This is a genomic window from Paraburkholderia kururiensis (genome assembly GCF_034424375.1).
Taxonomy (GTDB): domain Bacteria; phylum Pseudomonadota; class Gammaproteobacteria; order Burkholderiales; family Burkholderiaceae; genus Paraburkholderia; species Paraburkholderia kururiensis_A.
This window is the reverse complement of the sequence record NZ_CP139965.1, coordinates 3,518,527-3,533,391: the sequence shown is the minus strand read 5'-3', so window position 1 is coordinate 3,533,391 and position 14,865 is coordinate 3,518,527. Positions and strand designations below refer to the sequence as shown.

At 63.3% G+C, this 14,865-nt stretch carries 13 protein-coding genes; 4 read left to right on the top strand and 9 right to left on the bottom strand.

The window, feature by feature from the left end; all coding sequences use genetic code 11:
- Positions 1-8: 8 nt before the first annotated feature.
- The 5 genes from U0042_RS15715 to U0042_RS15695 all read right to left on the bottom strand — a co-directional run bounded on the left by U0042_RS15715 (position 9) and on the right by U0042_RS15695 (position 4,905).
- A complete protein-coding gene (locus U0042_RS15715) occupies positions 9-521 on the bottom strand; it encodes a cupin domain-containing protein (RefSeq protein ID WP_114814722.1) in 513 nt (170 codons plus the stop codon).
- Between the two features lie 104 nt (positions 522-625).
- Complete coding sequence (gene fusA, locus U0042_RS15710) at positions 626-2,731, bottom strand: elongation factor G (protein WP_114814721.1); 2,106 nt, start codon at positions 2,729-2,731, stop codon at positions 626-628.
- 401 nt (positions 2,732-3,132) lie between these two features.
- Positions 3,133-3,639: a DUF192 domain-containing protein gene (locus tag U0042_RS15705; RefSeq protein WP_114814720.1), complete on the bottom strand. Its 507-nt coding sequence runs from the start codon at positions 3,637-3,639 to the stop codon at positions 3,133-3,135.
- A 220-nt stretch (positions 3,640-3,859) separates the two neighbouring features.
- Complete coding sequence (locus U0042_RS15700) at positions 3,860-4,048, bottom strand: hypothetical protein (RefSeq protein WP_114814719.1); 189 nt, start codon at positions 4,046-4,048, stop codon at positions 3,860-3,862.
- A 290-nt stretch (positions 4,049-4,338) separates the two neighbouring features.
- On the bottom strand, positions 4,339-4,905 hold the full coding sequence (locus U0042_RS15695; RefSeq protein WP_198665415.1) for a pseudouridine synthase: 567 nt from the start codon (positions 4,903-4,905) through the stop codon (positions 4,339-4,341).
- A gap of 409 nt (positions 4,906-5,314) precedes the next feature.
- On the opposite strand from U0042_RS15695, the gene icd reads away from it, so the two are divergent.
- Positions 5,315-6,571 carry an NADP-dependent isocitrate dehydrogenase gene (icd, locus tag U0042_RS15690; RefSeq protein ID WP_114814717.1) on the top strand — a complete coding sequence of 419 codons (1,257 nt, stop codon included), beginning with the start codon at positions 5,315-5,317 and terminating at the stop codon, positions 6,569-6,571.
- 354 nt (positions 6,572-6,925) lie between these two features.
- On the opposite strand, the gene cspD is transcribed toward icd, so the two are convergent.
- The gene (gene cspD / locus U0042_RS15685) at positions 6,926-7,132 is read right to left on the bottom strand and encodes a cold shock domain-containing protein CspD (RefSeq protein WP_017776809.1); all 207 of its coding nucleotides are present in this window, start codon (positions 7,130-7,132) and stop codon (positions 6,926-6,928) included.
- 594 nt (positions 7,133-7,726) lie between these two features.
- On the opposite strand from cspD, the gene clpS reads away from it, so the two are divergent.
- The 3 genes from clpS (at position 7,727) to U0042_RS15670 (ending at position 11,878) form a co-directional block, all read left to right on the top strand.
- Positions 7,727-8,041, top strand: coding sequence for an ATP-dependent Clp protease adapter ClpS (clpS, locus tag U0042_RS15680; protein WP_017776808.1), 315 nt, complete (start codon positions 7,727-7,729; stop codon positions 8,039-8,041).
- The gene (clpA, locus tag U0042_RS15675; RefSeq protein WP_114814716.1) at positions 8,038-10,335 is read left to right on the top strand and encodes an ATP-dependent Clp protease ATP-binding subunit ClpA; all 2,298 of its coding nucleotides are present in this window, start codon (positions 8,038-8,040) and stop codon (positions 10,333-10,335) included. The genes clpS and clpA overlap by 4 nt, the downstream gene beginning before the upstream one ends.
- 157 nt (positions 10,336-10,492) lie before the next feature.
- On the top strand, positions 10,493-11,878 hold the full coding sequence (locus U0042_RS15670) for an amino acid permease (protein ID WP_232833573.1): 1,386 nt from the start codon (positions 10,493-10,495) through the stop codon (positions 11,876-11,878).
- Between the two features lie 34 nt (positions 11,879-11,912).
- Here U0042_RS15670 and dut read toward each other — a convergent pair whose 3' ends face one another.
- The 3 genes from dut to coaBC form a co-directional block, all read right to left on the bottom strand.
- Positions 11,913-12,359, bottom strand: coding sequence for a dUTP diphosphatase (dut, locus tag U0042_RS15665; RefSeq protein WP_114814714.1), 447 nt, complete (start codon positions 12,357-12,359; stop codon positions 11,913-11,915).
- Between the two features lie 57 nt (positions 12,360-12,416).
- A complete protein-coding gene (locus tag U0042_RS15660) occupies positions 12,417-13,418 on the bottom strand; it encodes an LLM class flavin-dependent oxidoreductase (RefSeq protein WP_114814713.1) in 1,002 nt (333 codons plus the stop codon).
- A gap of 136 nt (positions 13,419-13,554) precedes the next feature.
- A complete protein-coding gene (gene coaBC / locus U0042_RS15655; protein ID WP_114814712.1) occupies positions 13,555-14,769 on the bottom strand; it encodes a bifunctional phosphopantothenoylcysteine decarboxylase/phosphopantothenate--cysteine ligase CoaBC in 1,215 nt (404 codons plus the stop codon).
- Positions 14,770-14,865 lie beyond the last annotated feature (96 nt).

Below are 14,865 nucleotides of genomic sequence, written 5' to 3'. Positions count from 1 at the left end.
AGCGGCGCTCAGTGCTCGTGCGGATGCTTGTGGATCGGATCGACCCAATAGACGGTTTCGGGCTGCTCCACTGCGTCGATGTCGAGATTCACCACGACCGTTTCGTTGTCGCTGCGCACGAGCACGCATTCGAGCGGCTCGTCGGTGCTCGCATTGATCTCCTGATGCGGCACGAACGGCGGCACGAAGATGAAGTCGCCGGGACCGGCTTCAGCCGTGAATTCGAGGTGTTCGCCCCAGCGCATGCGAGCGCGCCCGCGGATCACGTAGATCACGCTTTCGAGCGGGCCGTGATGGTGGGCTCCCGTCTTCGCGTCCGGATGAATCCTCACCGTGCCGGCCCAGATCTTTTGCGCGCCCACGCGCGCGGCGTTGATGGCGACGGCGCGGTCCATGCCCGGCGTCTGCGCCGTGTTGACGTCGAGCTGATCGCCGCGAATCACCTTGACGCCGTTGTCGCGCCAGTCCGGCGCCGCAGCATCGTCTCGAGGGTTGCGATGATCGTCATGGTCGTGGCTCATGCTGTGCTCGCTGGAAGGAGAGGGAGGCGCCGGAGGGCGTCGTCCGGCCTGGAGAGGCTGCATGGAGGCCTGCACGCAGGCCTCCATGAGCGGTCGAGCGAGGCTTAGCGCTTCGCGCTCATCACCGCTTCCGCGATGTTCTGCGGCGTTTCGGCGTAGTGCTTGAACTCCATCGTGTAGGTGGCGCGGCCTTGCGTGAGCGAACGCAGCGTCGTGGAGTAACCGAACATCTCCGCGAGCGGCACCTCGGCGCGCACGATCTTGCCGCCGCCGCCCGCGATGTCCTCCATACCTTGCACGATGCCGCGGCGGCTGGAGAGGTCGCCCATCACGTTGCCCATGAAGTCTTCGGGCGTTTCCACTTCCACGGCCATCGTGGGTTCGAGCAGCACGGGCTTTGCGCGGCGCATGGCTTCCTTGAACGCCATGGAACCGGCCATGCGGAAGGCGTTTTCGTTCGAGTCGACGTCGTGGTACGAACCGAACGTGAGCGTGACCTTCACATCGACTACGGGGTAGCCCGCCAGCACGCCGTTCTTCAGCGTCTCCTGGATACCCTTGTCCACGGCCGGGATGAATTCACGCGGAATCACGCCGCCCTTGATGGCATCGACGAACTCGTAGCCCTTGCCCGGCGGCTGCGGCTCGAGCGTGATGACGGCGTGACCGTACTGGCCGCGACCGCCCGACTGCTTGACGAACTTGCCTTCCACATCCTTCGCCGTGGTGCGCACCGTTTCGCGGTACGCCACCTGCGGCTTGCCGACAGTGGCTTCCACGCCGAACTCGCGGCGCATGCGGTCCACGATGATTTCGAGGTGCAGCTCGCCCATGCCGGAGATGATGGTCTGGCCGGATTCTTCGTCGGTCTGCACGCGGAACGACGGGTCTTCCTGCGCGAGGCGGTTGAGCGCAATGCCCATCTTTTCCTGATCGGCCTTCGTCTTCGGTTCGACGGCCTGCGAGATCACGGGCTCCGGGAACACCATCTTCTCGAGGATGATGATGTTGTTCGGATCGCACAGTGTGTCGCCCGTGGTCGCTTCCTTGAGACCCACGGCCGCTGCGATGTCGCCCGCCCGCACTTCCTTGATTTCCTTGCGCTCGTTCGCGTGCATCTGCAGGATGCGGCCGAGGCGTTCCTTCTTGTCCTTCGTGGCGTTGAGCACAGTGTCGCCGGATTCGACCACGCCCGAGTAGACACGGAAGAAGATCAGCTGGCCGACGAACGGGTCGGTCATGATCTTGAAGGCGAGCGCAGAGAACGGCTCGTCGTCGCTCGGATGACGCTCTGCTTCCTTGTCGTTGACGTCGTGGCCGAGAATCGCGGGAATGTCGACGGGCGAGGGGAGGTAGTCGATCACGGCGTCGAGCATGGCCTGCACGCCCTTGTTCTTGAACGCGCTGCCGCAGAGCATGGGCACGATTTCGTTGGCGATGGTGCGTTTGCGCAAGGCGCCCTTGATCTCGTCTTCGGTCAGGCTTTCGTGATCGGTGAGGTACTTCTCGAGCAACTGTTCGTCCGCTTCCGCCGCCGCTTCCACCATCTTCTCGCGCCACTCGTGGGCGAGGTCGGTGAGGTTGGCCGGAATGTCCTGATACTCGAACTTCACGCCCTGGCTTTCGTCGTCCCAGACGATGGCCTTCATCTTCACGAGATCGACCACGCCCTGGAAGTGATCTTCAGCGCCGATCGGAATCTGGATAGGCACGGCCACGCCTTTAAGGCGCTCGCCGATCTGCCGCTGCACGCGGAAAAAATCCGCGCCTACGCGGTCCATCTTGTTGACGAACGCAATGCGCGGCACCTTGTACTTGTTCGCCTGGCGCCACACCGTTTCCGACTGCGGCTGCACGCCGCCCACGGAGTCGTAGACCATGCACGCGCCGTCGAGCACGCGCATGGAACGCTCCACCTCGATCGTGAAGTCGACGTGGCCCGGGGTGTCGATGATGTTGATACGGTGCTCGGGATAGTTGTTCGCCATGCCGCGCCAGAACGCCGTGGTGGCCGCGGAGGTAATCGTGATGCCGCGCTCCTGCTCCTGCTCCATCCAGTCCATGGTGGCGGCGCCGTCGTGCACTTCGCCGATCTTGTGATTCACGCCGGTGTAAAACAGGATGCGCTCGGTCGTGGTCGTTTTGCCGGCATCGATGTGAGCGCTGATCCCGATGTTGCGATAGCGCTCGATGGGAGTCTTGCGGGGCACGTTTATCTCCTTGGAATGGCGCGCCGGTGGAGTCTCTCTGGCAAACCGCGGCGCGGGCTGCGGTCTGCACGGCGGGCCGCGGGCCGATCAGGCTCGCGAACCGAGACTACTAGCATAGCGCGCGGTGCGGGCTTTTGCAGGGTTCTTGCCAGGCGGGCGCGCCCGCTGCGAGCGCCCCTGGAGGCCATGACAGCGGTACGGCGAGCAACGCCGGCCGGGCTATGTCGCAAACAGCTTGCCTGAGCTCGTGGGGTCGATGGATGCGCTGCTGACAGAAAACGCACCGGCGCAAAAAAAGCCGGTGCCTGTTGGATCACCGGCTTTTCACGACGAACCGCGACATGGCCATTCGTCCGAACGATGCGAGGCGCGCGCAGGGCGTCCGCTCGCGTCGCTGCAACTTATTGCGGCTGGGGCAGCCCTTGAATCTTCATGCCGGGCTTGATGCCCTTCGACTGAAACCAGCCCTTGCTCATTTCGAGTGCATAGACACCGTTGTTGCGCGGGCAGTGGTTGTTGGTGGTCTCGGCCTGCATTTCATCGACGTCGGTAATCGTGCCGTCGGCGCGAATGAATGCGATCGACAACGGGATCAGCGTGTTCTTCATCCAGAAGCAATGCACCGCGTTCTCGTTGAACACGAACAGCATGCCTTCGTTCGGTGCGAGCTGCGTACGATACATGAGGCCCTGCTCGCGGTCGGGGTCGTTGGCGGCGACCGCAGCATCGACGACGAACATGCCCACCGTGAGTTTCACGCGTGGGAACTCGCTGGGCTGCTTCGCGCCGGGCGGCATCTGCTGCGCCTCGGCGTTACCCGCGCCGGCGAGGGCAAACGACACGGCAGCAACGGGCAATACAGCGGCCAATGCGAGGCGCGCGATCAGCGAGCGCAGGAAGATTCGCACGAGAAGGCTCCTTGGTCGAAAAGAGTAACCCGCGCATGTTACGCGAGCGCGTCAAGATGGGTCAAAAGACGAAGCACGCGGCCGTGCATCGGGATGAGACGCGACGGTCCAGATGCGGCAACCCCAAAAGAAAAAGGCAGATCGCCTCGAGGGTGATCTGCCTTTCAACGCCGTAAGAACGGCAGAACTGCGTGTTCTTGACTGCGTTTTTACAGCGTGCTTACTCCGAAGCGCCCGAAGCAGCTTCAGCCTTCGCTGCCTTCTTGTGCGACTTCTTGTGAGCCTTCTTCGCCTTGTGAGCCGACGAAGCAGCAGCCGGAGCAGCCGAAGCAGCTTCCGGAGCCGAAGCTTGAGCGAATGCAGCCGTTGCGAACAGGCCAGCGACCAGAGCGGCGATCAGTTTGTTCATGTTTTGAATCCTCAGCTTGAGTTAATTAACCAAGTGACCCGGTCATTGAGTCACGACGGTAAACGTGCCATCCACCTTTCGGTTGACAGTGGCAGGGACAAATTTGTCCTTGCTGCTGCCAGCGGTCGGAACCGTCTCGCGCGCCTGTGAGGCTGGCGGGAAGGACCTGAAGGCTGAATGCCGGATAGCTTCGGGCGGCATCTGCGAGCAATAACGCGTCGTGCCGCGAGCCGGTTGACGCGTGTTGTTGTAACCAATGTTTGCTCGTCACGACACCGTTATCCGGGGTATCAGACGCCGTCCCACGGCGCGCGCGGCGGCAGGTCCGTGCTCTCGCCCGGCTGCAGGCCGAGCGCGAACACGTCGAGGGCGCCGATGCCCACGCGCACGAGCCGCAAGGTGGGAAAGCCCACGGCCGCGGTCATCCGTCGCACCTGACGGTTCTTGCCTTCGGTAATCGCGAGCTCGATCCAGGTGGTCGGAATGGCTGCGCGATAGCGAATGGGCGGCGTGCGCGGCCAGAGCGTCGCGGGCGGTTCCACGAATCCGGCACGACACGGACGTGTCACGTAGTCGCCCAGATCGACGCCCCGCGCCAGTGCTTTGAGCGCAGCCTCGTCCGGTGCGCCTTCCACCTGGGCCCAGTAGCGCTTCACGAGTTTGTGGCGTGGTTCGGCGATGCGCGTCTGCAGTGCGCCGTCGTCGGTGAGCAGCAGCAAACCTTCGCTATCGGCGTCGAGCCGGCCGGCGGGATACACGCCGGGCACCTTCACCCAGTCGGCCAGCGACGGCCGGGTTTCGTGAGGCGAGAACTGGCAGATGGTGCCGAACGGCTTGTTGAGAGCGATGAGACGCATGCGATGAGGCGGGACCGAAGGTCGCCGGGATGGGCTGCCGGCGGGTGGTTCTATGGCAAATGACGAGATATTAATGCATAATATGAAACGCCAACTCTTTTGTCTTATATAAGACTCAAGACTGAACCGGGCAACAGGTGTGGCATGGCGCATCGTGTTCGTGGGTTGCGGTCCCGTCGCGTTGTGGCATGGCGGCATGCGTGCCGGCGCCGCGTTCTCGCTCCAGCGTGGGCTAGAATAGCGGCCTGGCCGCGTGAGGCAGACCGGCGCACTCCACGCGAAGGCAGCCGTTGCGCTCAGGCTGCCGACCGCCAGCAGTCCCGCGCCGCCGGCTTGTTGCCGGCAGGCCGCGCCCCGGTTCCGCAGGCCCAAACCGCTTCCACCAGCACAGCCATCACTGGAGTCGATCATGCCGTATCAGCACATCAAGGTTCCGACCGGCGGTGACAAGATCACTGTCAACGCGGATTACTCGCTCAACGTTTCCGACCAGCCGATCATTCCGTACATCGAAGGCGACGGCACGGGCTTCGACATCACGCCGGTGATGATCAAGGTGGTCGACGCGGCGGTCGAGAAGGCGTACGCGGGCAAGAAAAAGATTCACTGGATGGAAATCTACGCCGGAGAGAAGGCGACCAAGATCTACGGCCCGGATGTCTGGCTGCCGGAAGAGACTTTTGAAGTGCTCAAGGAATACGTTGTGTCGATCAAGGGCCCGCTGACCACGCCGGTGGGCGGTGGCATCCGGTCGCTCAACGTCGCGCTGCGCCAGGAACTGGACCTGTACGTCTGCCTGCGCCCGGTGCAGTACTTCAAGGGCGTGCCCTCGCCGGTGCGCGAACCCGAGAAGACCAACATGGTTATCTTCCGCGAGAACTCGGAAGACATTTACGCCGGTATCGAATGGGCGGCCGAGTCCGAGCAGGCAAAGAAGGTCATCAAGTTCCTGCGTGAAGAAATGGGCGTGAAGAAGATCCGCTTCCCGGAAACGTCGGGCATCGGCATCAAGCCGGTCTCGCGCGAGGGCACGGAGCGTCTGGTGCGCAAGGCGATCCAGTACGCGATCGACAACGATCGCCGCTCGGTCACGCTCGTCCACAAGGGCAACATCATGAAGTTCACGGAAGGCGCTTTCCGTGACTACGGCTACGCGCTGGCGCAGAAGGAATTCGGCGCGGAACTCATCGACGGCGGCCCGTGGATGAAGTTCAAGAATCCGAAGACGGGCAACGAAATCGTCGTGAAGGACGTGATCGCCGACGCGTTCCTGCAACAGATCCTGCTGCGTCCGGCCGAATACGACGTGATCGCCACGCTGAACCTGAACGGCGACTACATCTCCGACGCGCTGGCAGCGCAGGTGGGCGGCATCGGCATCGCTCCGGGTGCGAACCTGTCGGACTCGGTCGCGATGTTCGAAGCCACGCACGGCACGGCGCCGAAGTACGCAGGCAAGGACTACGTGAACCCGGGTTCGGAGATCCTGTCGGCGGAAATGATGCTGCGCCACCTTGGCTGGACCGAAGCGGCCGACGTCATCATCTCGGCGATGGAAAAGTCCATTCTGCAGAAGCGCGTGACGTACGACTTCGCGCGTCTGATGGAAGGCGCAACGCAGGTTTCCTGCTCGGGCTTCGGTCAGGTGCTGATCGAAAACATGTAATCGGCGCACGTCGCCTTCGCCTATCGGGCGGGGCGGCGTTCCGACGACGGCGCGAACTTCGCATTCCACGTCTTCGTTTTGCTCCGGTGCCCTGTCCCGGCACCGTGACTCACACCCCGCCTGCGCTCCGCGCATGCGGGGTGTTTCATTTGCACGCCTGTCACGATGACGCTGTTAAACGAGACGAAAACGTTTTCGACGGGAACCCAGCGGGTTTGCGATCGTCGATAAAAGAGAAGTGGTTGCTCACGCGCCGTATCTGGCTATGTGTTGGAGTCGTACCGCGCACCGATCCGGCGCACAAAAAAAGAAACCCGGCCAAAGCCGGGTTTCGAGGAGCGGGATCGAACCGTCTCAGGCGGCTGCCTGGATGTTCGATGCCTGTTTGCCCTTCGGGCCTTGCACGACCTCGAAGCTTACCTTCTGGCCTTCCTTGAGGGTCTTGAAACCGTTCATCTGGATAGCCGAGAAATGAGCAAACAGATCCTCGCCGCCTTCGTCGGGCGTAATGAATCCGAAACCTTTCGCGTCGTTAAACCACTTGACCGTACCAGTTGCCATACCAACTTCCCCTGTAACTCATGTCACTACCACGAGCACGCTCGAAAAGCTTGACGGCCACGTAAGCGGCCGTCCCCTCCTCACAAGCTCACCAACGGCATTTTTTCGAAAATATGAGGCAGTTGAAAAAAGTGCCAGCTTGATTGTTGAGTCTCTTTATTCAAGTGTCAAGCACATTTTGTGGGGGCGCCAACAGCGTTGTAAAAGGATCGGTTTCCAGGGTTTCCACGGCTTTTCTTATGTGCGGTGGCGCAAGCTGTCTGACTTGAAAACCCGCATAATCCACGCATATGGCATAGGTGTGTTCAAGAGCGCGCAACTGTGTCGCGAGGGACGCGCCGGCAGGTGCTTCAGCGGCATTTTTTGTGGCCGGCACCCTGGCGCGGGTTGTGCGATACTCGATTCGAACCTCCCCGGCGCGGACGCATGGTGCGACGAGGGGCGGGAGTATCCCGGAACGACCGGTGCCGCAGCCGGTCTGGTCGCAAGGTGCGAACGAGACCTGGCATGCCGGGTGCGTGTGCATCGGTCGCCGTCCGGCCGGTCGGGTTTCGGCAGGATTGCGGGCCTGCCCGAGTTGTTTAGAATGGGTGTATGGCGATTATCCCGGACAAGCAGGACGGCACCGTACTGGAGCGGCAGGAACAAAAGCTGAAACCGCCTTCCATGTATAAGGTGGTGCTGCTGAATGACGACTACACGCCAATGGAATTTGTCGTGATGATCGTGCAGGAGTATTTCAATAAGGATCGCGAGACCGCGACGCAGATCATGCTCAAGGTCCATCGTGAGGGTCGGGGGGTATGTGGGGTCTACACGCGGGACATCGCGTCGACCAAAGTTGAGCAAGTAGTTACCCACGCACGGCAGGCCGGGCATCCGCTGCAGTGTGTGATGGAGGAAGCATGATTGCCCAGGAACTGGAAGTCAGCCTGCACATGGCGTTCATGGAAGCACGCCAGGCGCGGCATGAGTTCATCACGGTCGAACACCTGCTGCTGGCCCTGCTGGATAACCCCACGGCCGCAGAAGTGCTGCGCGCGTGTGCAGCCAATATCGAAGACCTGCGCCAGAACCTGCGCAACTTCATTCACGACAACACGCCTACCGTGCCAGGCACGGACGACGTCGACACGCAGCCCACGCTGGGTTTCCAGCGTGTGATCCAGCGCGCGATCATGCACGTGCAGTCCACGTCCAACGGCAAGAAGGAAGTGACGGGGGCGAACGTGCTCGTCGCGATCTTCGGCGAGAAGGATTCGCACGCGGTGTACTACCTGCAGCAGCAGGGCGTCACGCGCCTCGACGTCGTGAACTTCATTTCGCACGGCATCGCGAAGACGAACAGCACCGACGCGGCGAAGGCGAGCGACGCCAATCCCGAGTCGGAAGATGCGGCTGCGCAGAAGGAAACGCCGCTCGCGCAGTTCACGCAGAACCTGAACCAGATGGCCAAAGACGGCCGCATCGACCCGCTGATCGGGCGCGAGGCGGAAGTCGAGCGCGTGGTGCAGGTGTTGTGCCGGCGGCGCAAGAACAACCCGCTTCTCGTCGGCGAAGCCGGCGTAGGCAAGACCGCGATTGCGGAGGGGCTCGCATGGCGCATCACGCGCGGCGAGGTGCCCGACATTCTCGCGGACGCGCAGGTCTATTCGCTCGACATGGGCGCGCTCCTCGCCGGTACCAAGTACCGCGGCGATTTCGAGCAACGTCTCAAGACGGTGCTCAAGGAGCTGAAGGAGCGCCCGCACGCCATCCTGTTCATCGACGAAATTCACACGCTGATCGGTGCGGGCGCCGCATCGGGCGGCACGCTGGACGCGTCGAACCTGCTCAAGCCGGCGCTCTCGTCGGGCACGCTCAAGTGCATCGGCGCGACTACTTTTACGGAATATCGCGGCATCTTCGAAAAAGACGCGGCGCTCTCGCGGCGCTTCCAGAAGATCGACGTGACCGAGCCGACCGTCGAGCAAACGGTAGCGATTCTGCGCGGGCTGAAGTCGCGCTTCGAAGAGCACCATGGCGTGAAGTATTCGTCGGGTGCGCTCTCGGCCGCGGCGGAACTTTCCGCGCGCTTCATCACCGACCGTCATCTGCCCGACAAGGCCATTGACGTGATCGACGAAGCGGGCGCGGCGCAACGCATCCTGCCGAAGTCGAAGCAGAAGAAGACCATTGGCAAGACCGAGATCGAGGAAATCATTTCCAAGATCGCGCGCGTGCCGGCGCAAAGCGTGTCGCAAGACGACCGCAGCAAGCTGCAGACGCTCGACCGCGACCTGAAGGCCGTGGTGTTCGGCCAGGATCCGGCCATCGACGCGCTTTCCGCCGCCATCAAGATGGCGCGCGCGGGGCTCGGCAAGACCGACAAGCCGATCGGCGCGTTCCTGTTCTCAGGCCCGACCGGCGTCGGCAAGACCGAAGTGGCGCGCCAGCTCGCGTTCACGCTCGGCATCGAGCTGATCCGCTTCGACATGTCCGAGTACATGGAACGCCATGCGGTGAGCCGCCTGATCGGCGCGCCGCCGGGGTATGTCGGTTTCGATCAGGGTGGTCTGCTGACCGAGGCTGTCACGAAGAAGCCGCACTGCGTGCTGCTGCTCGACGAAATCGAGAAGGCGCATCCGGACATCTTCAACGTGCTGCTCCAGGTCATGGACCACGGCACGCTGACCGACAACAACGGTCGCAAGGCTGACTTCCGCAACGTCATCATCATCATGACGACGAATGCGGGCGCCGAAGCCATGCAGAAGTCGTCGATCGGCTTTACGAACCGTCGTGAAACGGGCGACGAGATGCAGGACATCAAGCGCATGTTCACGCCCGAGTTCCGCAACCGGCTCGACGCGATCATCAGCTTCCGCTCGCTCGACGAAGAGATCATCCTGCGCGTGGTCGACAAGTTCCTCATGCAACTCGAAGACCAACTGCACGAGAAGAAGGTCGACGCGCTCTTCACCGACGCATTGCGCAAGCATCTGGCGAAGCACGGCTTCGATCCGCTGATGGGTGCACGCCCCATGCAGCGGCTGATCCAGGACACGATCCGTCGCGCCTTGGCCGACGAACTGCTGTTCGGCAAACTGCTGAACGGCGGCCGTGTGACGGTCGACGTGGACGAGAACGACAAGGTCACCTTGACGTTCGACGAACATCCGGCGCCGCGCAATCCGAATCCGGAGGCGGTCGAAGTAGAATAAGCGGTTCGTTTCCGGAACTGTCCATCGCGAAACGGCGCGGGCTCTTGGGCCCGCGCCGTTTCTGTTTGTGCGCCTGCTTGCGCGAATCTCCTCGCCGGTGGAGAGCGGCTCAATCGGGCACGGGGCCCGCCAGGTGCACATTGCAAGGGTTTTAGAGTTGTCTACACGTGAACGCGATACGTTCGACTCGATTGTCGAGCGCGAAAAGGGGCTGCAGCGAGGATTGGGCGCAGGCCAGATGACGATGATCGCTATTGGCGGCGCCATCGGAACCGGGCTGTTCCTCGGCAGCGCCTTTGCCATCGGATTTGCAGGGCCGGCGGTGCTCGTCTCGTACGCGATCGGCGCGTTGCTCGCGCTGCTGCTGATGGGCAGCCTTGCCGAGATGACGGTCGCGCATCCGGTCTCGGGTTCGTTCGGCGCATACGCCGGCCATTACATCGGTCCGCTCGCGGGTTTCGTGGTGCGCTATGCGTACTGGTCCGCCTACGTGCTCGCCGTGGGCACCGAGGTCTCGGCCATTGCGGTCTACATGAAGTACTGGTTTCCGGCGATTCCCGGCGCGTGGTGGATCGTCGCGTTCTCCGCGCTGCTGATCGGTGTCAACGCGATGAGCGTGCGCGCGTATGGCGCCATCGAATACGCGTTTTCGAGCTTGAAGATTGCCGCGATTGCAGCCTTCATCGTGGTGGGTAGCTGGTTTGTCTGGAGGGCGCCCGCAGGTTCCGGTGTGGGCCTCGCCAATTACACCGGGCACGGCGGCTGGCTGCCGAAAGGATGGTGGGGCGTGTGGGTGGGCACCGTCGTGTCGCTCTTTAGCTACCTCGGCGTCGAGACCATTGCCGTTGCGGCTGCGGAGGCGCGCGATCCGCAGCGCGCCGTCACACGCGCCTTTCGCGCCACGCTCGTGCGGCTCACACTCTTTTATCTGCTGACGCTCGCGTTGATGCTGGCCATCGTGCCCTGGACTCAGGCCGGCGCGGACGAAAGTCCCTTCGTGAAGGTAATGGCCGCGACAGGGGTGCCTTACGCCGCCGGCGCCATCAACTTCGTGATACTCGTAGCCGCGCTTTCGGCGATGAACAGCCAGCTCTATATCACGACGCGGATGATGTTCAGCCTCTCGCGAGCCGGCTATGCGCCTGCGCGTTTCGGGCGCCTCAACCCGCACGGCGTGCCCACCGCGGCGCTCTGGCTCTCGACCATCGGCATTGCCGTTGCGGCCGTGGTGAACGCGCTGTATCCGCAGACCGCGTTTCCGCTGATGATGTCCATCGCCATGTTCGGCGCGATGTTCACGTGGCTCATGATCTTCGTCACGCACCTCTTTTTTCGGCACCGCTACACGGGACCCGCGCCCGCGTTTCGCATGCGCCTGCATCCGGTGGGCAGCGTGGCCGGCGCCGTGCTGATGACCGCCGTGCTCATCGCTACGGCTTTCACGCGTGAATTCAGGATGACGCTCGTCTACGGCTTCGCGTTCCTCGTCGTGCTGATGGCCGCTTATGCACTGTGGTATCGGCGGCCCACGCCGCAGCGGTAACTCGCGGCGCAACGCGCCACCACATTGGCCTTTCTCAATGCTTGCCGGTGCTGCCGAATCCGCCGGCACCGCGCTCGCTCGTCTCGAATTCGTCGACGATGTTGAACTGCGCCTGCACGACCGGCACGATCACGAGTTGCGCAAGCCGTTCCATCGGATTGAGCGTGAACGTGGTGTGGCCGCGGTTCCAGGTCGAAATCATCAGTTCACCCTGGTAGTCCGAATCGATCAGTCCCATGAGGTTGCCGAGCACGATGCCGTGCTTGTGGCCGAGTCCGGAGCGCGGCAGGATCAGCGCCGCGTACCCCGGATCCGCGAGATGAATGGCGAGGCCGGTCGGCACGAGCGCGGTCTGGCCGGGTTCGAGCGAGAGCGGTTTGTCGAGGCAGGCGCGCAGGTCGAGTCCCGCGCTGCCGGGCGTCGCGTACTGGGGAAGCTGGTCGCGCATGCGCGCATCGAGAATCTTCAGGTCGAGTTTCATGGGTGTTTCTGGTTGGAGGTGGATATCTCAAAGGTTTCGTCGGCCGCAACAAGCGCATCAGGGAGGCAACTGGAACGCCTGCGCCAGCAACTCGTACGAACGCAGGCGCGCGGCGTAACTGCCGGCAACCGTCAGCACGATCAGTTCGTTGGCCTGGAATTGCTCCTGGAGCGCATACAGTCTTTCCGTGACCTTCTCCGGCGTACCGATGATGCTGCGCGGCTTTTCGCGGTCGATCACAAGCTGCTCGCGCTCGCCGTACTCCTGCGCGAGACCTTGCTCGGTGCTCGGAATGGGCGCATTCAGGCCGTAGGCCATTTGCACGCGGCGCAGGTCGACGGCTTTTTCCAGGTCCGCGGCCTGCTGCTCCGTGTCCGCGCAGATCACGAACACGGCGGCCGCAAGCCACGGCTGCGCTTCGTGGCCCGCCGTAAAGCGCTCGCGGTAGGCGTTGGCGACGAGATGACCGAAGTGCGCGTTGATGAAGTGCGCGAACGCGAAGCGGATGCCGAGCTGCGCCGCAAGCGCGCCGCCGAATTCGCTGGAACCCAGCATCCACAGCTGCGGACGTGTATCGATCTGCGGCTGGAGCACGACGCCGTGAGCGAGATGGTCGGCGGGCAGGGTGCCATCCATGAGCCTTACCAGGTCCGTCACCTGTTGCGCGAACAGTTCGCCGCGGTTGTAGTCGCCCGCCGCCACCGCCTGCGCGGTGCGCATGTCGCCGCCCGGCGCGCGGCCCACGCCGAGATCGACGCGATTCGGGAACAGCGCTTCGAGCATGAGGAACTGCTCGGCCACCTTGAACGGGCTGTAGTAAGGCAGCATGATGCCGCCCGAGCCGATGCGGATGCGCTTCGTCACGCTGCCGATCCGCGCGAGCATCACTTCGGGACAAGGATTCGCGACGCCGAGCAGCCCGTGGTGCTCAGCGCACCAGTAGCGCGTGTAGCCGAGGTCGTCGACGAGTTGCGCCAGTTCCAGGGTGGCAGCGATGGCGTCCGCCGTCGAATGTCCGGCGATCACGGGCGTTTGATCGAGCACGGAAAGTAGCGTCATGGCGGTGCGCTCCTGGCTGGCTGGGCGGATGAATTCGCGAATGAGCTAACAGATAAATGAGCCGACGCTCGCTGTCGCACGTGCGGCGCGGACTTGCTGCTGGTTCGCTGCCCGACTCGCTCCCTCAGCTCGCGTGCTACGAAATCAGGCTCGTGTCGGGTAGCCGCTTCGCAATCTCGGCGATCAACGTACTCGCGAGCGCCTGCTTGTCCGCGCGCGGTAGTTTCGTTTGTCCACTGGCTTCGAACAACACGACTTCGTTGTCGTCGCGGCCGAACGTGAGTGGGCCCAGGTTGCCGATCAGAAGCGGCACGTTTTTGCGCACGCGCTTCTCCTCGCCGTGCACGTCGAGGTCTCCGCTTTCCGCCGCGAAGCCGACGCAGAACGGCGGATGCGGCAGGCTCGCGACGGCAGCGAGGATGTCCGGGTTCTCGACGAACGTGAACGAGGGCAGGCGGTGGTCGGCCGTCTTCTTGATCTTGTGATCGCTCGTGTGATCGACGCGCCAGTCCGCCACCGCGGCCACGCCGATGAAGATGTCGTAGTCGGCGACGGCGCGCATTACCGCGTCGTGCATCTGCTGTGCGGTCTGCACGTCTTCGCGGAAGACGCCCCAAGGCGTATCGAGGGCGACCGGACCCGCGACGAGATGCACGTCCGCGCCCGCCTGTTGCGCGGCGCGCGCGAGCGCGAAGCCCATCTTGCCGCTCGAACGGTTGGTGATGCCGCGCACGGGATCGATAGGCTCGAACGTGGGGCCCGCGGTGAGCAACACGCGACGTCCGGCCAGCACCTTCGGCGCGAAGAACGAGGCGATGGCCTCATAGACGGCTTCGGGTTCGAGCATGCGCCCATCGCCCACTTCACCGCACGCCTGCGGACCCGAATCCGGCCCGAGCGTTTCGACGCCATCCGCACGCAGTTGCGCGACGTTGCGTTGTGTCGCCGGGTTGGCCCACATCTGCCGGTTCATCGCGGGCACGACGAGCAGCGGACACTCGCGCGCCACACAGAGCGTGGCGAGCAGGTCATCGGCCATGCCGTGCGCGAGCTTCGCGAGGAAATCGGTCGAGGCCGGGGCGATTACGATGGCGTCCGCTTCGCGCGACAGGTCGATGTGCGCCATGTTGTTCGGCACGCGCGCGTCCCACTGGCTCGTGTAGACCGGCCGGCCCGAGAGCGCCTGCATGGTGACGGGCGTGATGAATTGCGTGGCCGCCTCGGTCATCACCACCTGCACGGTGGCGCCGGCCTTGACCAGCAGGCGCGTGAGCTCGGCGATCTTGTAGCAGGCGATGCCGCCTGTCATGCCGAGCACGAGATGTTTTCCAGCGAGTTCAGCGGTTGCCAAGGCAGGTCTCCGACACTCACGCCATGCCGGCGCGTGCGCCGGCATGGCGTTGCACAGGGGCGCAGGCGCCCCTCGTTTCTCAGACGCTCAGCGGCG